The following is an 18,336-nucleotide window of genomic DNA, read 5'->3' as shown; positions in this document are numbered from 1 at the left end:
TTAAATTTTAAACGACAAAACGGCCGGGCACTGCCCGGCCGTTGGTTGGATGCGTGGCGTCCGGCATTCGTCCGGCGCAACAATTGTCCCCATGATGTTCGCTTCTGTAATTGTGACGTTTTGGCAACAGTTTCTGAACAACCCTCGCGCCACCCGGCCGCCCGGGAACATTGCCCATTTCCCGCCATAAACCCGGCGCACCTCGAACTTGTCTCGGGACATGCGCCAAAAGGCTAGGCGAAGAGGCAGGCCGCACCGCCCGCGGCAAGGACGAGTATGGACGCCAGAGCGATCTCCAAGGCCAAGCTGCCGAGCCGCCACGTGACCGTTGGTCCCGAGCGGGCGCCGCATCGCTCCTACCTTTATGCTATGGGGCTGTCGGCGGCCGAGATCGCGCAGCCTCTGGTCGGTGTCGCCAGCTGCTGGAACGAGGCCGCGCCCTGCAACATCTCGCTGATGCGCCAGGCGCAAGTGGTCAAGAAGGGCGTGGCGGCCGCCAACGGCACGCCACGCGAATTCTGCACCATCACCGTCACCGACGGCATCGCCATGGGTCATCAGGGCATGAAGTCGTCGCTGGTGTCGCGCGAGGTCATCGCCGACTCGGTCGAGCTCACCATGCGCGGCCATTGCTACGATGCGCTGGTTGGATTGGCCGGTTGCGACAAGTCGCTGCCCGGCATGATGATGGCCATGGTGCGCCTCAACGTACCGTCGATCTTCATCTATGGCGGCTCGATACTGCCCGGCAGCTACCGTGGCCGGCAGATCACCGTGCAGGACGTGTTCGAGGCGGTCGGCCAGCATTCGGTCGGCACGATCGGCGACGCCGAACTGCTCGAGATCGAGCAAGCCGCCTGTCCGTCGGCCGGCTCCTGCGGCGCCCAGTTCACCGCCAATACCATGGCCACCGTCGCTGAGGCGATCGGCCTGGCGCTGCCCTATTCCTGCGGCGCGCCGGCACCCTACGAGATGCGCGACCGCTTCAATTTCGCTTCCGGCGAAAAGATCATGGAGCTGATCGCAAGGAACATCCGCCCGCGCGACATCGTTACCATAGAAGCGTTGGAAAATGCCGCGACCGTGGTCTCGGCCACCGGCGGCTCGACCAACGCGGCGCTGCATCTGCCGGCGATCGCGCACGAGGCCGGGATAAAGTTCGATCTTTTCGACGTGGCCAAGATATTCGAGAAAACACCCTATATCGCCGACCTCAAGCCGGGCGGCAAATACGTGGCCAAGGACATGTTCGAGGCCGGCGGCATTCCGCTCTTGATGAAGACGCTGCTCGACCATGGCTATCTTCACGGCGATTGCCTGACGGTGACCGGCCGCACTTTGGCCGAAAATATGGAACATGTTTCCTGGAATGACAGCCAGGATGTGGTCCGTCCCGCCAATAGGCCGATTACCCAGACCGGCGGGGTCGTGGGCTTGAAGGGTAACCTTGCCCCCGAAGGCGCGATCGTGAAGGTCGCTGGTATGGCGGAACTGAAATTCTCGGGTCCGGCACGCTGCTTCGATTCGGAAGAGGAATGTTTCGAAGCGGTTACGCACCGTAACTATAGCGAAGGGGAGGTTCTCGTCATCCGTTACGAGGGTCCGCGCGGCGGCCCGGGCATGCGCGAAATGCTGTCGACGACGGCGGCTCTCTACGGCCAGGGCATGGGCGGCAAGGTGGCGCTCATCACCGACGGGCGTTTTTCGGGCGCAACGCGCGGTTTCTGCATCGGCCATGTCGGGCCGGAAGCGGCAGTGGGCGGCCCGATCGGGCTGCTTAGGGATGGCGACTTGATCTCGATCGATGCGGTGAACGGCACGATCGAGGTTGCATTGTCCAAAGCCGAACTGGCGGCGAGGGCAAAAGCATGGAAGGCGCGCACGACCGACTATCAGTCGGGCGCGATCTGGAAATACGCACAGACGGTCGGATCTGCCCGCGACGGCGCGGTCACCCATCCCGGCGGTGCCAAAGAAACACACTGCTATGCGGACATCTGAGTTGTTGAGGTCGTCTGTCCTTTCGGCACTGGTTGCGCTCGCCACGTTTGGCGCGACCTTGGGCGCCGTCGGCCAGGCCATGGCCTTCGACGACAAGGTGTTCGATGACAAGACCGGCGTGAAGCCGCAGTCGAGCCCTTGGGCGGTGTTCCAGTTCGGCTTTTCCGCCTACAAGAACGGCCATAAGGAGCAGGCCGCGGAAGCCTATAAATATGCCGCGGAGAACGGGCAGATCGGCGCCACCTGGAAGCTTGCGCGCATGTATGCCGAAGGCGATGGCGTGGCGCGAGACGACTACGCGGCATTCAAGTTCTTCAGCGAGATCGTCGACCAGGATGTCGAGCCCGGTTCGCCCGAGGAAAGCTATGTTTCGGACGCGCTGGTGGCGCTTGGCGACTATCTGAGGAAGGGCATTCCCGGCAGCCCCGTCGAGGAGAACGAAGTGGCAGCCCAGGAATATTACATGCGTGCCGCCGCCAACTACCGCAATCCGAACGCTCAGTTCGAGATGGGCCAGATGTTCCTCAAGGGTGAGGGCGGCGTCAAGGCCAGCGTCAAGCAGGCCGGACGCTGGTTCCAGCTGGCGGCCGAAAAGGGCCATGCGGGCGCGCAGGCGACGCTCGGCAACCTGCTTTTCCAAAGCGGCAAGATCGTGCGGGGGCTGGCGATGATGACCGCGGCGCTCGAACGGGCCTCACCCGCCGACCAGCCATGGATCCGCGGCATGCAGGAAGAAGCGTTTGCGGCCGCCGGCGAAGCCGACCGCCGCACCGCGATCTCGCTGGCCGACGACATCCTCACCAAGGGTGGCGGCGACCAATAGGCCGGCAGAAATTCCGTTTTGAAATCAATTATCGGTCGGTTCCGCCGGCATGCCGCTGGGCGCCGGTGTTGAGATCGGCGTGCCCTGCAGATGTGGGGCCAGCGTGTTCTCCGGGCAGCCATCCCGCTGCTTTGTCCAGGACGTGTTGTTGAGCACCATCTCGCAACGGGCGAGGTAGCTTTGGCCGGCAAGCGTCAGGCAGGCGACCCGGCCGATCTGGAATGATTTGCCGTTAGCCAGGCACTCTGCATCGGCAAAAGCCGGCGTCGCCACCGCCATCGCAAGCGCGCAGCCGATCGGGCAGAGTGCAAATCGAGTAGTCATGGGAACCCCAGCCACCATGATGATTTCTCATCAAGCGCGCGATTTGTGGCGATAAGAGGTCAACTTATCAATGTGCCGCCGGACAGCAGCTCCGGTCAGGCCGGCTGCAGCGCCAGATCGATCGCCACCGGCACGTGGTCGGAGGGTTTTTCCCAGGCGCGCACCTGTTTTTCGATCGAAGCCGAGGAAAACCAGTTGGCGGCTTCGGGCGACAGAAGCAGGTGGTCGATGCGGATGCCGTTGTTCTTCTGCCAGGCGCCGGCCTGATAGTCCCAGAACGTAAAAATGTCCGGGGCGTCGGTGACGGCACGCACGGCTTCGGTGAAGCCGAGATTCTTCAGCCGCCGGAACGCCTGCCGCGTCGCGGGCTGGAACAGCGCGTCGCTTAGCCAGTTTTCCGGATATTTCGCGTCGATCGGCTCGGGAATGACATTGTAGTCGCCGGCCAGAACCAGCGGCTCTTCCAGTGCAAGCCGCTCCTCGGCCCAGCGCTCAAGTCGCGCCATCCAGGAAAGCTTGTAGGAGAACTTCTTCTCGTCGTCGATCGGGTTGCCGTTCGGCAGATAGATCGAGGCAACGCGCAAGGCGCCCTTGTCGGTCGAGAACACGCCCTCGATAAAACGCGCCTGTTCGTCGGCATCGTCGCCCGGCAAGCCGCGATTGACCTCGTCGAAACGCAGCTTCGACAGGATGGCGACGCCGTTGAAGCCTTTTTGGCCGTAAGTCTCGACATTGTAGCCGAGCGCCTCGATCTCGGCGCGGGGAAACTGCTCGTCGACCGTCTTGATCTCCTGCAGGCAGGCGATGTCGGGCGCGCTTTCCGTCAGCCAATGGGTCAAATTGCCGATGCGGGCGCGAACGCCGTTGATGTTCCAGGTGACGATTTTCATGGCGGCCTCGATAGGCTGGTGATCCGGAGACTAGCTATCCGGTGGATGACGTTCGACAAGGCCGATCGTATTGCCTGCCGGGTCCTTTAGGAAGGCCATCCATTCGCTTTCCCCCGCCTGGCCGAACAGGCCTTCGGTGTCGCGATGGACGAGCGCCGGCGGCGCGGTGAAGGGAACACCGGCGGCCCTTGCCGAAGCGTGGAACTCGTCGAGGCCCGATATGTCGAGATAGACGGTGCCGGCGGGCAGGCCGTCGGTGAAAAGCAGGCGCACGTCACCGGCCATGATAAAGGCGATGCCCGGCGGATCGAAACGCGCATGCAGGTTCATGCCGAGCACTTCGCGCCAGAACGCCAGCGTCGCATCGAGGTCGCGCCCGGCGGAAAGCGCGACCTGACGGACCGCGCCGATGTCGGGCATTTCTAGATCGAGAAGCTGGTGCCGCAGCCGCAGGAGGCGACCGCATTGGGGTTTCTGATCTGGAACGACTGGCCCATCAGATCGTCAACGAAATCGATCACCGAGCCGCCCATATAGACCAGCGACAGGTCGTCGATCAGCACAGTGGCGCCGTCCTTTTCGATGGCGACGTCGTCGTCATTGCGCCTGTCGACCAGGTCGAACTTGTAGGAGAAGCCGGAACAGCCGCCGCCCTCGACCGAAACGCGCAGCGCCGTCTTACCGGCTTCGCTCGCCACAATCTTGGCGATTCGCCTGGCGGCGGCGTCGGTCATCTCGACTTTCATGGCGGTCTTGGCATCAGCGCCCATGGGCGTCACCTTGCTTTCGGTTTCGTATGATAGGTATGAAGCGCGACGGGGCAAGTCAACTGCGGCATACGCTATGACCAACGAGTTGGGCGACATCGGATTCGGCTATCGGCCGCGCGCGGCCTATGCCAGCGACCCGGCGAAGTCGCGCGGGCGGCTGTTCGACGAGGTGGAAAGCCCGACGCGTACGCCGTTCCAGCGCGACCGCGACCGCATCATCCATTCGACGGCGTTCCGCCGGCTGAAGCACAAGACGCAAGTGTTCGTCGCACACGAAGGCGACCATTACCGCACGAGGCTGACGCATTCGATCGAGGTCGCGCAAATCGCACGCGCTCTGGCGCGGGCGCTGCGCGGCGACGAGGACCTGGCCGAGGCGGTGGCCCTGGTGCACGACTTCGGCCACACGCCCTTCGGCCATACCGGCGAGGACGCCCTGAACGAGAAGATGGCCGCCTGGGGCGGCTTCGACCACAATGCGCAGTCGCTGCGTGTGGTGACGCGGCTGGAGCGGCGCTATGCCGAGTTCGATGGGCTGAACCTCACCTGGGAAACGCTTGAGGGGCTGGTCAAGCACAATGGCCCGCTGACCGATGCCAAGGGCAAAGGGCTGAAGGGGCCGGTGCCGCAGGCTATCCGCGACTATTCCGAACTGCACGACCTCGAACTCGACCGCTTCGCTGGTATCGAGGCGCAGTGTGCGGCGATTGCCGACGACATCGCCTACAACACCCACGACATCGATGACGGCTTGAGGGCAGGGCTGTTGACGCTGGATATGCTGGAGGGCGTCTCGCTGCCGGGGTCGATCCTCAAGGGCGTGCGTCAGCGCTATCCGGCGCTCGATGACGTACGCACCGGCCACGAGCTGATGCGCCGGCAGATCACCATCATGGTCGAGGACGTGATCCTCTCGACGACGGCCAATCTGGCGCGCATCAAGCCTGACAGCGCCGAAGCGGTAAGGGCGGCCGGCGAGACGATGGTGAGCTTCTCCGCCGAGACGGCCGTATTGGAAAAGGAGCTGAAGGCCTTTCTCTACAAGCACCTCTACCGGCATGCGGAGGTCATGCGGGTGCGCGCCGATGCCGACCAGATCGTGAGGGACCTGTTCGACGTCTATTTCGCCGATCCGCGCGCTATGCCGGATGGCTGGCGCGAAGGGCTCGACCGGGCAGAGGACCGCGTCAAGGCGCGCAGTGTTGCCGATTTCCTGGCCGGCATGACGGACACTTATGCACTCAAGGAACACAGGCGTTTGTTTGACCATACGCCGGATTTGAGCTAGGGCGGGCGCGATTTTGCCGGCCAACGAGCCGGATCCCTGCAAAACCGTCAGAGCCACAGCAATGAACATCTTCGCCGATTTCAACGCGCGAATCATAAAGGCCGTCGAAGCGCTTGATTTGAAAGACAAGGATGGCGTGTCGCCGGACCTGTCGCGCATCGCCGTCGAGCCGCCGCGCGATGCCAGCCATGGCGATCTCGCGACCAACGCAGCCATGGTGTTGGCCAAGCCGACCGGCCAGAACCCGCGTGCGCTGGCCGAAAGGCTGGCCGAGGCGCTGCGCGCCGACGAGGATATCGCGGCCGCCGAGATCGCAGGCCCGGGCTTCGTCAATCTCAGGCTCAAGGACGGCTTCTGGCAGGCGCATCTGACGGCGCTGCTCGGCGAAGGCCGCAACTATGGCCGCTCGACTATCGGCGGCGGCAAGAAAACCAATGTCGAATATGTCTCGGCCAACCCGACCGGCCCGATGCATGTCGGCCATTGCCGGGGTGCTGTAGTCGGCGACGCGCTGGCCAATCTGATGGCCTTCGCCGGTTACGACGTGACCAAGGAATACGTCATCAACGATGCCGGTTCGCAGATCGACGTGCTCGGGCGCTCAGTCATGCTGCGCTACCGCGAAGCGCTCGGCGATGAGATCGGCGACATTCCGGCCGGGCTTTATCCAGGCGACTATCTGATCCCCGTTGGTCAGGCGCTGGCCAGCGAATTCGGCCGCTCCCTGCTGCAGATGCCGGACGAGGAGGCGCTTGCCATCGTCAAGGACAGGACGATCGACGCGATGATGGCGATGATCCGCGAGGATCTGGCGCTGCTCAACGTGCATCACGACGTCTTCTTCTCCGAGCGGACGCTGCATGCGAACAACGCCCGCAAGATACGCTCGGCGATCAGCGACCTGACGCTGAAGGGCCACATCTACAAGGGCAAGCTGCCGCCGCCCAAGGGCGAGAAGCCGGACGACTGGGAGGACCGCGAGCAGACGCTGTTCCGCTCGACCGCGGTCGGCGACGACATGGACCGGGCGCTGGTCAAGTCGGACGGCACCTTCACCTATTTCGCCGCCGATGTCGCTTACCTCAAGGACAAGGTCGATCGCGGCTTCGTCAACCTGATCTATGTGCTTGGCGCCGATCACGGCGGCTACGTGAAACGGCTGGAAGCGCTTGCCCGGGCGATTGCCGGCGACGAGGTGAAGCTTACCGTGCTGCTTTGCCAGCTGGTGAGGCTTTTTCGCGCCGGCGAGCCGGTGCGGATGGGAAAGCGAACTGGGAATTTCGTCACTCTTCGGGAGGTCATCGAAGAAGTTGGACGAGATGCAGTTCGCTTCATGATGCTCTACCGCAAGAACGACGCGCCGCTCGACTTCGACTTCGCCAAGGTAACCGAGCAGTCGAAGGACAATCCGGTGTTCTACGTGCAGTATGCCTCGGCGCGCTGCCATTCGGTATTCCGGCAGGCGAGCGAGCAATTGGGCGAGGCCATGTTCGACCGCAACCAGCTGGCCGCCGAAGTGGCTTTGCTGACCGATGAGGGGGAGATCGGCCTGATCAGGAAGCTCGCCGAATATCCTCGGCTGATCGAAGCCGCGGCGCTCGCGCTCGAGCCCCACCGGCTGGCATTTTACCTCTACGAACTCGCTTCCAGCTTCCACGGACACTGGAACCGGGGCACCGATAATCCCGACTTACGTTTTGTTAAGGTTAACGACCGACAATTGACGCATGCCAGACTAGGGCTGGTGCAGGCTGTTTCGGACGTTTTGACGTCCGGCCTGACGCTGATCGGAGCCAATGCGCCCACCGAAATGCGTTAGGTTTGAGTAAAAAACCTGTCACCTTTTGCCCACATTGCGCTGGTAAGGGCCAACCCTACGCGACGTCCATGGCGTCCGAATGAGTGCGAGTTCGGGAACAATAATGGCAGACAGAACCCAGCTGAGAGCAGCCGACCACAACGACATCGCCAACGATGATCCGTTCGCGGAACTGACCAGGATCATGGGGTTCGACCCGCGCCAGCCGGTCAAACCGCAAACCCCGGCCCAGCCGAAAACCGCTGCCGCCGAACCGTCGGTGGACGAGGGCGATTTCGAGATCGATCTCGAGAAGGAGTTGATGGGCGAATTCGGCGCCGACGCCAATGACAATGCTTCCCCGGCCAAGCTTCGCGAGCCGGCGCCCGAACCGGCCGCCGCCGACGAAATGGAGGACGCGCTTGCTGCCTCGTTCGAACAGGATTTCGCATTCGACGACAGTGCGGCGGATGATGCTGCTCCTGTTGCCGCCGCTCCTGTTGCCGCCGACGAAATTGCCTCCGCCCCCGAAAGGGCGTTCGCTCCCGCCGTCGAGCCGGAGCTCGACGACGATTTCGATAACGCCGTCGCCGGCTCGCTCGAAGACGTGTCGCCGTTCGAGGACGACCTTTCGAGTGACGACGAACTTGCCGCATCGCTCGACCAGGATTTTCGGCACGACGACGGTGTGACGGCCAAGATCGCGGTGACCGGCGAGGATGAACCCAGGGCCGCAGCCGAGGCGATCGAGCCGGTCGACGAGCCCGCCTTCGACGATGAGTTCGACAACGCCGTGGCAAGTTCGCTCGAAGACGAGCTGATGCTCGAAGAGCATGAGCCGATGGAGCAGACCGTCGCCGTTGAAACCGCCGCGCAAGCGGCCGCGTTCGATGACGAGTTCGACGATGCCGTTGCAAGCTCGCTCGAAGACGAGCTGATGTTCGACGAGCATGAGCCGGCGGAAAACGTCGCCGCCACGTCATCGCCGGTTGAGGCGGTTTCGGCCGATGAGGATCTTGCCGGCCAATTCGATGATGCCATGGCCGATGTCGACATGGACTTCGATGTTCGCTCGAACGGGCCTGCCGAAATCGAAGAACCAGAGTTTATCGAAGAGCAGTCGATCGAAGAGCCAGAGGCCGCCCGGCTTTCCGGCGCGGCCGCTGAAGCGGCGTTCGACGACGATTTCGATCTGAGCTTCGACGATGCGCCTGCCGAGGAAGCCGAAGAACCCATGGCGCAAGTTGCGGCCGAACCAGTGGCGCCGGCCGCTGTCGTCCCGACGGCCCCAGTGGCTGAGGAACGCAGCCTGGAAGACGAACTGAACGCGCTGCTCGGTGCGATGAGCACACGGCCGGCACAAGCGGTCAACGAACCTCAGACAAGCCCGCAGACTGCCCAGAAGCCCGTGATGGCTGTTCAGCAGCCTATCGCGCCGGTAGTTCAGAAGCCAGCAGTGGCCGCTGAACAGCCAATGGCGGCGGTCAAAGACGTCGCCAACGAACCGGTGCATGCTGTCGACGAGCTGGATTGGGAACTCGACGAGCACGAGCCCGCTGAGCCGCAGCAGTCCAGTGCCGCCGATGACGCCGATCTTGGCAGTGTCCTCCTCGATGAGCTTGAAGGCGAGGATTTCGGTGTCGAAGCCGCTGCCGGACGCGCGGATGATCTCGACAGCGATGCGCTCGATGCCGACTTCGCCAGGAATATCGGCCTGGATCACGACTCGGCCGACAAGAGTGCGGCAGCTGCTGCCGAGGAAGACCCGCTCGATGCGCTGAACTGGCTGACAACACGCGCCACACCGCCCGAGCCGGCCCGCTCGTGGAGCCGCGTGACACCGGTCGCACAGCCTCAGCCCGCTTTTGCAAGCCAGCCGGTGGCTTCGGCGCGTCCGGCACCACCGCCGCAGCCGGCCGCAACGCCGTCCTATCGGGCCGCACCGGTCGAAGAGAGGCCGTCCTATGAAGATCGGCCCGCCTACACGGAAGCTGCACCAACCTCGCATCAACAGCCTTCCGCCTATGACGAGATGCCCGATGTCGAGACGGTCGACGTGCCCGAGCGCGTGGTGGCGCTGGCGGACGATCTCGACATTCCGGAGCTCAACTTCGACGATGACGAGCCGGTGGCGCCCGCCTACGACGATCTCGATGCCGATTTTGCCAGCCTTCTCACCGAAATGAATGCAACTGACATCGCGCCTGCCCCGGTGCGCAGTGCTGGCTATGACGATGAATACGATGCCGGCTTCGCGTCGGGCTACAAGCAAGATCGTAGCGAGACGCGCGCCTATGGCGCCAAGCCTGCGGAAGCCCCCGTCAGCGCGGCGGCCGCTTCCTATGCCGATGCAGCGGACGGTTTCGATCTGGGCCCATTGCCCGGTGGCCAGCCGGTTTCGCAGGCCGACGATTTCACCTTCGATGAGCTCGACTACGATCCCGAACTGGACGAGGAGATGTCGGTTCCGGGCCTTGCCGAACGCGGGGCCGAAAGGCAGCCGCGCAGGCGCGGGCTGCTGATAGGAGCGGTGGTCGGCGCCGTGGCGATCGCCGGAGGCCTTGGCGCCTTTGCGTTGACCCTCGGCGGCAAGAGCGGCGGCGATGCGCCGGTTATCGTCAAGGCCGACAACAGGCCGATCAAGATCAAGCCGGAAAATCCAGGCGGCACCGTCGTGCCGAACCAGGACAACAAGGTTTATGACGCTGTGGTCAAGGGCGCCAAGCCCGCCGAGCCGGTTCAGCAGAAGCTGGTCACCAACACCGAAGAGCCCGTGGACCTGAAAGCCAACGAACCGGAGAGCCGCGTCGTCGATCTTTCGCCCAATGACCCCGATGCCGCGGACGATATCGACGCGCCCGGCACCGAGGCGTCTGATAGCAATGCGTCTGGCACCAACGCGCGTGACACCAGCGCGCCTGACACCAATGCGCTTGGCGCCAATGCGGCTGGCGCTACCGAAACCGTCGCCGCACCGGCACCCAAGTCCGAGGATCGCATCGCGCAGGTTCTGCAGGAGGCCGAGAAGGGTGCAACCCCCGAGATCGTCGCCGTTGCGCCGCGCAAGGTACGGACCATGGTCGTGAAACCTGACGGTTCGCTGGTGGCGCGCGAGGATCCGGCGCCTGCCGCCCCGCAGATGGCTGCTGCCGAGCCGGCCGATCCGGCGCCGCAGCACGTCGCTCCGTCGGCCCAGGCCGACGCCGCCGCGCAGACCGGCACCGTGCCCCTGATCGACCAAATCACAAGTGATCCGAAGATTGGCGACCAGCCGAGTGGCGACCAGGCGAGCGGCGATCAGGCCGAAACCTCCAAGCTGCAGCCGGCGCCCAAGCCCGACACAAAGGCTGAAGCTAAGCCGTCAGCCAGCAAGCAGTCCGCCAGCACCCCGGCCACGGTTCCGGTGGCGCCGCAGCGTCCGTCCGACCAACCGGTCGATGTGGTTGGCGAGGTCAAGCCCGATCAGGTTGCTTCCATCGATCCGGCCGCGGCCGGGGCTGGTTCGTGGTCGATACAGATCGCTTCGCAGCCGACAGTCGAAAGCGCCCAGGCGACTTACCAGGATCTGCAGCGCCGCTACGGCAGCGTGCTTTCCGGCCGCACCGCCAACATCGTCAAGGCCGAGATCGCCGGCAAGGGCACCTTCTACCGCGTCCGCGTTCCGGCGCAGTCTCGCAACGAGGCGATCAAACTGTGCACCAGCTACAAGGCTGCCGGCGGCAATTGCTTCGTGTCCCACTAGGCACCAAAACCTCTCGAAAAGTCGGCGTCCGCGCCGGCTTTTTTGCGTGAACGGAAACCTCTGAAGGCAATTGCGGGCGATTCCCTTTGTCGGCGCGAAGCTCTAAACTGTTCCGCATGACCGAATCAAAATCCATGATCCTCGGCTGCGCCGGGAAATCACTGACCCGCGACGAGATCCGTTTCTATCGCAACGAATGCCCGTGGGGCTTCATCCTGTTTGCGCGCAATATCGGCGAGACCGAGCAGATCCGCGATCTGGTGGCCGCCATGCGCGACTGCGTCGGGCGTGCGGATGCGCCGGTGTTCATCGACCAGGAGGGCGGCCGGGTGCAGCGCCTACGGCCGCCGCTGGCGCCGAACTATCCGGCTGCCGGTGCACTCGGCGCCTTGTGGCGCGACGACCATGACGCCGGCACCCGTGCCGCCTGGCTGATGGCGCGGCTGCATGCCTTCGACCTGCTGCGCTACGGTATCACGGCGGATTGCCTGCCGGTGCTCGACGTGCCGATCGAGGGCGCCAGCGACGTCATCGGCGCGCGCGCCTATGGCAAGGAGCCGCGCGCCGTCATCGAATTGGGTCGCGCCGCGGCGGAAGGCCTGATGGCGGGCGGCGTGCTGCCGGTGATGAAGCATATTCCCGGTCATGGAAGGGCCTTCGCCGACACGCATTTCGAACTGCCGACCGTCGACGCCTCGATCGGCGACCTGCAGCGGCATGATTTTGCCCCGTTCAGGGAGCTCAACCATTTGCCGATGGCGATGACGGCGCATGTCGTCTATAGCGCGATCGACCCGAAGAACCCGGCCACCACATCCGGCAAGGTCATCGAAAAGATCATCCGCGACGAAATCGGCTTCGACGGCCTGTTGATGAGCGACGACACCTCGATGAAGGCACTTTCTGGGGATTTCCCGTCAAAGGCGGCCGCTATCCTTGCGGCGGGCTGCGATCTGGTCCTTCACTGCAACGGCGTGTTCGAGGAGATGGCCGGCCTTGCATCGCGCACGACCGGGCTTGAAGGCAAGTCGTTTGAGCGCGCGGAGCGGGCGCTGACCTATATCAGGAACCGTGACGTGGCGGACGAGACCGAGATTCGGGCCGAATTTGCCAGTTATTTCGACGCGGTGGCCTAGCATCAAAGGAAGCGAAGTGGCGGAAACATTGGACCTGAAGGCCGGCAAGGCCGCACCGATGGACCGCTTGTGGGCCGAGAATGACGATTCCCGGCTGACCGGCGATCCGGCGTTGGTCGTCGATGTGGCCGGCTTCGAAGGTCCGCTCGATCTTCTGCTGCATCTTGCCCGCAATCAGAAGGTCGACCTGTCGCGCATCTCGATCCTGGCGCTGGCCGAACAGTATCTGGCGTTCGTCGAGAAGGTGAGGGCGCTGAGGCTGGAGCTTGCCGCCGACTACCTGGTGATGGCGGCATGGCTGGCCTTCCTCAAGTCGAAGCTCCTGATCCCCAAGCAGCCCGGCGACGAAGGCGAAAGCGGCGAGGAACTGGCGGCGGTGCTGCAGTTCCGGCTGAAGCGGCTGGAGGCGATGCGCGACGCGGCGGCACGGCTGGTCAACCGCAACCGGCTCGGACGCGACGTGTTTGCACGCGGCATGCCGGAAATGGTCATCGTCGAGAAGCGCAATGCCTATTCGGCCTCGCTCTACGACCTGTTGACCGCCTATGCCCAGCAGCGCCAGAAGCAGGCAATAACCAATGTGACGATCGCCAGGCGCGGCGTGTGGTCGCTCAAGGATGCGCGCGACGTGCTGACCAGGCTGATCGGGTCGCTGCGCGACTGGACGGCGCTCGACGGTTTCCTGGTCGAATATCTGGCCGGCCCGGAAGAGCGGCGCACCGCGGTTGCCAGCTCGTTTGCGGCGACGCTGGAACTGGTGCGCGAAGGCAAGATGGAAATGCGGCAGGACCAGGTGTTCGCGCCGCTTTATCTGCGCGGCCGCGCCCAGGCCATCAAGATAGTCGAGGTAACACCATGAGCGAACGCGCCAACGCTTCGGTCATTCCGTTCAAGGTCGACGACGACGCCGAGCAAGGCGCAGTCGCCGAAAACCCGGCACAAAATCAGGGGCAGAATTTGTCGCGGAATCCTGGCGAGCGGCTGCATATGGCGGAGGCCGTACGGATGGCCGAGGCGATCGTATTCGCCAGCGCCGAGCCGGTCAGCGAAAAACAGCTCACTTCGCGACTGCCCGACGGCATCAACATTGCCGCGGCAATGGCCGAACTGCAGCAGATCTATGTGCGGCGCGGCGTCAATCTGGTGCGCGTCGGCGATGCCTGGGCTTTTCGCACCGCCGGCGACCTCGCCTTCCTGATGAGCCGTGACACGGTGCAGCAGCGCAAACTGTCCCGCGCTGCCCTCGAAGTGCTGGCGATCATCGCCTACCACCAGCCGGTAACGCGCGCCGAGATCGAGGATATCCGCGGCGTCGAGACGTCAAAGGGGACGCTCGACACGCTGATGGAGACCGAATGGGTGAGGATGCGCGGCCGGCGCCGCACGCCCGGCCGTCCCGTCACCTACGGCACGACCGACATTTTTCTCGACCATTTCGCGCTGGAGGAGATACGCGATCTCCCCGGCATGGACGAATTGAAGGGTGCGGGGCTGCTGTCCGGCCGCATGCCGTCGAATTTCTCGGTGCCGCTGCCGCCGGCCGACCCCGATGCGCTCACCGACGACGAGGATCCGCTGACCGACATCGACCTCGAAGAACTCGGCCTTTTGACGCCGCGCGTCACGGAAGATTGAGCCGAGCGCCATCTTAAAGCCACAGGCAGGATGGAACTGCGCCGATTGGTAGCGGGCCGCCGTGCCGAAAGTGCGTGACTTCGGCGACTCATTCATGAACTCTGTCGCAGTTCTGTTTGAATCCGAACCCGAAAGCGCATAGATCAGCGTCTGGGAAACCGTTCGAGAGAGATTTGCTATGGGTTCATTTTCGATTTGGCACTGGATGATCGTTCTGGTGATCGTGCTGCTGGTGTTCGGCCGCGGCAAGATCCCCGAGCTGATGGGCGACATGGCCAAGGGCATCAAGAGCTTCAAGAAGGGTATGGCGGACGACGAGACTGCCGAGGACAAGCGGACCGTTGAACACCGTGCCGACGAAACCGTTTCGGTACCGAAGGAAAAGGCCAGCAAAGGCTGAGCCCAAACTTTAGTCGGAACGTATAGCTATGTTCGAAGTCGGCTGGACCGAGATGCTGGTGATCGCGATCGTCATGATCGTGGTCGTCGGGCCCAAGGATTTGCCCAACATGCTGCGCACCTTCGGCCGCACGACGGCGAAGCTGCGCGCCATGGCGTCCGATTTCCAGCGGCAGTTCAACGATGCGTTGAAGGAAGCCGAGCTCGACGACGTCAAGAAGTCGGTCGATTCGCTGAGAAGCCTCAATCCGGCAGCCGAGATCAGGAAGCAGCTCAATCCATTCGAGCAGGCCGCCGCCGACGTCCGTTCCGGCGTCGACGCAGTGATGAAACCCAAGCCGGCCGTCGATGCCGCCGCTTCGACGGAGCAGGCGGCCGAGCCGCTTAAGAACGGCGCAACGACGATGCCGGGCGTCAGCCCGCCGGAGCCGACGCCGGCCACGCCGATCTTTCCGGCGATGACGGACGAGTCCGTCGTAGCGCCGGCAGTGCAGGCGCAAACGGCTGCAGCGGCCGTGCCGAGAAAAGCACCTGCGGCAAAGAAGAAGCCAGCGCCCGCGAAAGCCGCGGCCGCCGTCCCGGCCAAGCCGGCAAAGACTGCTGCGCCAAAGGCTGCCGCAAAAGCTGAGCAAAAAGCGCAGTTGTCAGCAGCGAAGAAGCCGGCGTCAGCAACGAAGAAGCCGGCCGCCAGGAAAACGGCGGGAGCCGCCAAGTGAGCGTTTCGGACAAGGAAAAGGACGAGATAGAAAAATCGTCGGCTCCGCTGATGGAGCACCTGATCGAGTTGCGCCGGCGGCTGATCTGGTCGATTGGCGGTTTTTTTGTTGCCTTCCTGGTCTGCTTCTTTTTCGCCAAGCGGCTGTTCAACCTTCTGGTCATTCCGTTCAGATGGGCGACCCAATGGGCCGGGCTCGACCCGCACAAGGTCGAGCTGATCTATACGGCGCCACAGGAGTTCTTCTTTACCCAGGTCAAGCTCGCCATGTTCGGCGGCATGGTCATCGCCTTTCCGCTGATCGCCACGCAGATCTACAAATTCATCGCGCCCGGCCTCTACAAAAACGAGCGCAACGCCTTCCTGCCGTTCCTGATCGCCTCGCCGATCCTGTTCCTGATGGGCGCATCGCTGGTCTATTTTTTCTTCACGCCGATGGTGATGTGGTTCTTCCTCGCCATGCAGCAGACCGGCACCAACGACCAGGTGCAGATTTCGCTGCTGCCGAAAGTGTCCGAATATCTCAGCCTGATCATGACGCTGATCTTCTCCTTCGGCCTGGTGTTTCAGCTGCCGGTGGTGACAAGCCTGATGACGCGGGTCGGCATGCTGTCGTCCACGGCCCTGGCCGAGAAGCGCAAATGGGCGATCGTCATCGCCTTCGTGGTGGCGGCGGTGCTGACGCCGCCCGACCCGATGAGCCAGATCGGCCTCGCCATTCCGACGATCCTGCTCTACGAGGTCTCGATCTGGTCGGCCCGGCTGATCGAACGCAGCAAGGAGCGCGACCGTGTGGCCCGCGAAAAGCAGGACGCCACCGAAGAGGTGGCCGAAAAGCCGGCGGACGCGTCTTCGACATAGCGATTGAGGCGGGCAGTTTTCGAAATCCGTGGGACAGCGCTCCCTCTGTCTTGCGCTCGACCTCTCAAGACCTGGGTTCCTCGCCCACGCGAAGCGGGGGAGAGGTGGCCGCGGAGCGGCCGGCGCGTGGGGGTTTGGGAGGGGGCGGGTTGCCCGCTACCGGGGCGCGGGGCCCCGCCCCCCGGGTTGGGGGGGGTTGGGGGGCCGCCCGGCGCCCGGAGAGTGGGTCTTTCGTAGGGCGCGGTTTCCCCTCTCCGTCTCGGCTTCGCCGAGCCACCTCTCCCCACTTCGTGGGGCGAGGAACCCAAGCCGGAATTAGGCCACGATTCTTCGCTGAAGGAGCAACTTTGTTCTTGCTTTGTGCCGGCAGCTATGCTATTAATTTCGGTATGGTGCCAATTGGCTCCAAAAACCCGCCTCCCGAGGCGGGTTTTTTGTTTCCAGGGTTCTTTCGATCGAACGTTGCGCGTGCTGCCTACCTGAGGTCGGCGCGAAGGAACTCTGCCTTGACGTCTTGCATCGATGCGGTTTACGCCCTCTGGTCTTTGTTTTGGGCATCTCGTTGCCCCAAATCCGCTGCGCACTTGTGGGCGACATGCCCCCCTGAGGACGAACAGACCATGCTTGACATCAAATGGATTCGCGACAACCCGACAGTCCTTGTCGAAGCGCTTCAGAAGCGCTCGTGGTCGGCTGAGGATGCGCAGTCCACGGTCGATGATTTGATCGCACGGGACGAGGCGCGGCGCGAGCATCTGACCGAGCTGCAGACCAGGCAGGAACGCCGCAACGCCGCATCGAGGGAGATCGGCAATGCCATGCGCTCGGGCGATGCCACCCTTGCCGAACGGCTGAAGGCCGAGGTCGGCGAGATCAAGGCCTTCATCCAGAATGGCGAGGCGCGCGAGCGCGAACTCGACAAGGCGCTGAACGATGCGTTGGCAGTGCTGCCAAACGTGCCGTTCGAGGACGTGCCGGTCGGCAAGGACGAGCACGACAACGTCGTCAAGCGTGTCGTCGGCGAGGTGCCGAGGCGGCCGAACTGGGTGAAGGAGCATTTCGAGATCGGCGAAGCGCTCGGCATGATGGATTTCGAGCGGGCAGCACGGCTTTCCGGCTCGCGCTTCACCGTGCTCAAAAGCGGCCTGGCGCGGATGGAACGCGCGCTCGGCCAGTTCATGCTGGATCTGCACACCACCGAGCACGGCTATGTAGAGATCCAGCCGCCGTTGATGGTGCGCGACGAGGTGCTTTTCGGGACCGGGCAACTGCCGAAATTCGAGGAGGATTTATTCTTCGTTCGGCACGGGGACGGCAGGCTTGGCCTAATCCCCACCGCCGAAGTGCCGCTCACCAATCTCGTTCGCGACGAGATCACGCCGCACGAAAAACTGCCGCTGCGCTATACGGCGCTGACGCCGTGCTTCCGCTCCGAGGCGGGTTCGGCCGGGCGCGACACGCGCGGCATGCTGCGCCAGCACCAGTTCTACAAGGTCGAGCTGGTGTCGATCACCGACCAGGAGACTTCGGTTGCCGAGCATGAGCGCATGACCGAATGCGCCGAGGAGGTGCTGAAGCGGCTCGGCCTGCCGTTCCGCACCATGACGCTGTGCACCGGCGACATGGGCTTTGGCGCGCGCAAGACCTACGACATCGAGGTCTGGCTGCCCGGCCAGAATGCCTATCGCGAGATATCGTCGTGCTCGGTATGCGGCGATTTCCAGGCGCGGCGCATGGACGCCCGCTACAAGGACAAGGACGGCAAGGGCAACCGCTTCGTCCACACGCTGAACGGTTCGGGCACCGCCGTCGGCCGCGCGCTTATTGCCGTCATCGAAAATTACCAGAATGAGGACGGCAGCGTAACCATTCCTGAAGCGCTTCGGCCTTACATGGGCGGTCTCGCAAAGATCGAATCATCGAAGTGACAAGATTGTCGGCCCCGCGTTCCTTC

At 63.5% G+C, this 18,336-nt stretch carries 16 protein-coding genes; 12 read left to right on the top strand and 4 right to left on the bottom strand.

Going from position 1 to position 18,336, the window contains the following annotated elements:
* Window positions 1-276: 276 nt before the first annotated feature.
* Both ilvD and NKI59_RS12195 read left to right on the top strand, forming a co-directional pair.
* Window positions 277-2,001: a dihydroxy-acid dehydratase gene (gene ilvD, locus NKI59_RS12200; RefSeq protein WP_352577585.1), complete on the top strand. Its 1,725-nt coding sequence runs from the start codon at window positions 277-279 to the stop codon at window positions 1,999-2,001.
* Window positions 1,988-2,824, top strand: coding sequence for a tetratricopeptide repeat protein (locus NKI59_RS12195; protein ID WP_023678939.1), 837 nt, complete (start codon window positions 1,988-1,990; stop codon window positions 2,822-2,824). The genes ilvD and NKI59_RS12195 overlap by 14 nt, the downstream gene beginning before the upstream one ends.
* A gap of 24 nt (window positions 2,825-2,848) precedes the next feature.
* Here NKI59_RS12195 and NKI59_RS12190 read toward each other — a convergent pair whose 3' ends face one another.
* The 4 genes from NKI59_RS12190 to erpA form a co-directional block, all read right to left on the bottom strand.
* Complete coding sequence (locus tag NKI59_RS12190; RefSeq protein WP_023678938.1) at window positions 2,849-3,166, bottom strand: hypothetical protein; 318 nt, start codon at window positions 3,164-3,166, stop codon at window positions 2,849-2,851.
* A gap of 77 nt (window positions 3,167-3,243) precedes the next feature.
* Window positions 3,244-4,038: an exodeoxyribonuclease III gene (gene xth, locus NKI59_RS12185; protein WP_023678937.1), complete on the bottom strand. Its 795-nt coding sequence runs from the start codon at window positions 4,036-4,038 to the stop codon at window positions 3,244-3,246.
* Window positions 4,039-4,068: 30 nt separating this feature from the next.
* Entirely contained in the window at window positions 4,069-4,458 is a 390-nt protein-coding gene (locus tag NKI59_RS12180) for a VOC family protein (protein WP_352451394.1), read from the bottom strand.
* A gap of 2 nt (window positions 4,459-4,460) precedes the next feature.
* Window positions 4,461-4,808, bottom strand: coding sequence for an iron-sulfur cluster insertion protein ErpA (gene erpA, locus NKI59_RS12175; protein ID WP_254818314.1), 348 nt, complete (start codon window positions 4,806-4,808; stop codon window positions 4,461-4,463).
* 73 nt (window positions 4,809-4,881) lie between these two features.
* Here erpA and NKI59_RS12170 point away from each other — a divergent pair, with 73 nt between their 5' ends.
* From NKI59_RS12170 to serS, 10 genes are all read left to right on the top strand, one after another.
* On the top strand, window positions 4,882-6,096 hold the full coding sequence (locus NKI59_RS12170; protein WP_352704463.1) for a deoxyguanosinetriphosphate triphosphohydrolase: 1,215 nt from the start codon (window positions 4,882-4,884) through the stop codon (window positions 6,094-6,096).
* Between the two features lie 61 nt (window positions 6,097-6,157).
* The gene (gene argS / locus NKI59_RS12165; protein ID WP_352704461.1) at window positions 6,158-7,915 is read left to right on the top strand and encodes an arginine--tRNA ligase; all 1,758 of its coding nucleotides are present in this window, start codon (window positions 6,158-6,160) and stop codon (window positions 7,913-7,915) included.
* A 103-nt stretch (window positions 7,916-8,018) separates the two neighbouring features.
* The gene (locus NKI59_RS12160; protein ID WP_352704459.1) at window positions 8,019-11,636 is read left to right on the top strand and encodes an SPOR domain-containing protein; all 3,618 of its coding nucleotides are present in this window, start codon (window positions 8,019-8,021) and stop codon (window positions 11,634-11,636) included.
* Window positions 11,637-11,752: 116 nt separating this feature from the next.
* Complete coding sequence (nagZ, locus tag NKI59_RS12155) at window positions 11,753-12,772, top strand: beta-N-acetylhexosaminidase (protein ID WP_352704457.1); 1,020 nt, start codon at window positions 11,753-11,755, stop codon at window positions 12,770-12,772.
* A gap of 58 nt (window positions 12,773-12,830) precedes the next feature.
* Complete coding sequence (locus NKI59_RS12150) at window positions 12,831-13,631, top strand: segregation and condensation protein A (RefSeq protein ID WP_352618501.1); 801 nt, start codon at window positions 12,831-12,833, stop codon at window positions 13,629-13,631.
* A complete protein-coding gene (scpB, locus tag NKI59_RS12145; protein WP_352704455.1) occupies window positions 13,628-14,407 on the top strand; it encodes an SMC-Scp complex subunit ScpB in 780 nt (259 codons plus the stop codon). Before NKI59_RS12150 ends, scpB begins: the two co-directional genes overlap by 4 nt.
* A 178-nt stretch (window positions 14,408-14,585) precedes the next feature.
* Entirely contained in the window at window positions 14,586-14,807 is a 222-nt protein-coding gene (locus NKI59_RS12140) for a twin-arginine translocase TatA/TatE family subunit (protein WP_254818320.1), read from the top strand.
* Between the two features lie 28 nt (window positions 14,808-14,835).
* Window positions 14,836-15,522, top strand: coding sequence for a Sec-independent protein translocase protein TatB (gene tatB / locus NKI59_RS12135; RefSeq protein WP_352704453.1), 687 nt, complete (start codon window positions 14,836-14,838; stop codon window positions 15,520-15,522).
* Complete coding sequence (tatC, locus tag NKI59_RS12130) at window positions 15,519-16,382, top strand: twin-arginine translocase subunit TatC (protein WP_023678927.1); 864 nt, start codon at window positions 15,519-15,521, stop codon at window positions 16,380-16,382. Before tatB ends, tatC begins: the two co-directional genes overlap by 4 nt.
* 620 nt (window positions 16,383-17,002) lie before the next feature.
* Window positions 17,003-18,310 carry a serine--tRNA ligase gene (gene serS / locus NKI59_RS12125; protein WP_352704450.1) on the top strand — a complete coding sequence of 436 codons (1,308 nt, stop codon included), beginning with the start codon at window positions 17,003-17,005 and terminating at the stop codon, window positions 18,308-18,310.
* Window positions 18,311-18,336: the final 26 nt, after the last annotated feature.

The organism is Mesorhizobium sp. M0598 (assembly GCF_040320865.1).
GTDB lineage: Bacteria > Pseudomonadota > Alphaproteobacteria > Rhizobiales > Rhizobiaceae > Mesorhizobium.
This window is presented reverse-complemented; position numbering and strand designations above follow the sequence as displayed.

Coding starts and splice junctions, on each gene's coding strand:
- serS (WP_352704450.1), top strand. CDS start 17,003: ATGCTTGACATCAAATGGATTCGCGACAACCCGACAGTCCTTGTCGAA.
- NKI59_RS12195 (WP_023678939.1), top strand. CDS start 1,988: ATGCGGACATCTGAGTTGTTGAGGTCGTCTGTCCTTTCGGCACTGGTT.
- NKI59_RS12170 (WP_352704463.1), top strand. CDS start 4,882: ATGACCAACGAGTTGGGCGACATCGGATTCGGCTATCGGCCGCGCGCG.
- NKI59_RS12140 (WP_254818320.1), top strand. CDS start 14,586: ATGGGTTCATTTTCGATTTGGCACTGGATGATCGTTCTGGTGATCGTG.
- scpB (WP_352704455.1), top strand. CDS start 13,628: ATGAGCGAACGCGCCAACGCTTCGGTCATTCCGTTCAAGGTCGACGAC.
- erpA (WP_254818314.1), bottom strand. CDS start 4,808: ATGGGCGCTGATGCCAAGACCGCCATGAAAGTCGAGATGACCGACGCC.
- NKI59_RS12180 (WP_352451394.1), bottom strand. CDS start 4,458: ATGCCCGACATCGGCGCGGTCCGTCAGGTCGCGCTTTCCGCCGGGCGC.
- NKI59_RS12150 (WP_352618501.1), top strand. CDS start 12,831: ATGGACCGCTTGTGGGCCGAGAATGACGATTCCCGGCTGACCGGCGAT.
- NKI59_RS12160 (WP_352704459.1), top strand. CDS start 8,019: ATGGCAGACAGAACCCAGCTGAGAGCAGCCGACCACAACGACATCGCC.
- tatB (WP_352704453.1), top strand. CDS start 14,836: ATGTTCGAAGTCGGCTGGACCGAGATGCTGGTGATCGCGATCGTCATG.
- NKI59_RS12190 (WP_023678938.1), bottom strand. CDS start 3,166: ATGGTGGCTGGGGTTCCCATGACTACTCGATTTGCACTCTGCCCGATC.
- nagZ (WP_352704457.1), top strand. CDS start 11,753: ATGACCGAATCAAAATCCATGATCCTCGGCTGCGCCGGGAAATCACTG.
- argS (WP_352704461.1), top strand. CDS start 6,158: ATGAACATCTTCGCCGATTTCAACGCGCGAATCATAAAGGCCGTCGAA.
- ilvD (WP_352577585.1), top strand. CDS start 277: ATGGACGCCAGAGCGATCTCCAAGGCCAAGCTGCCGAGCCGCCACGTG.
- xth (WP_023678937.1), bottom strand. CDS start 4,038: ATGAAAATCGTCACCTGGAACATCAACGGCGTTCGCGCCCGCATCGGC.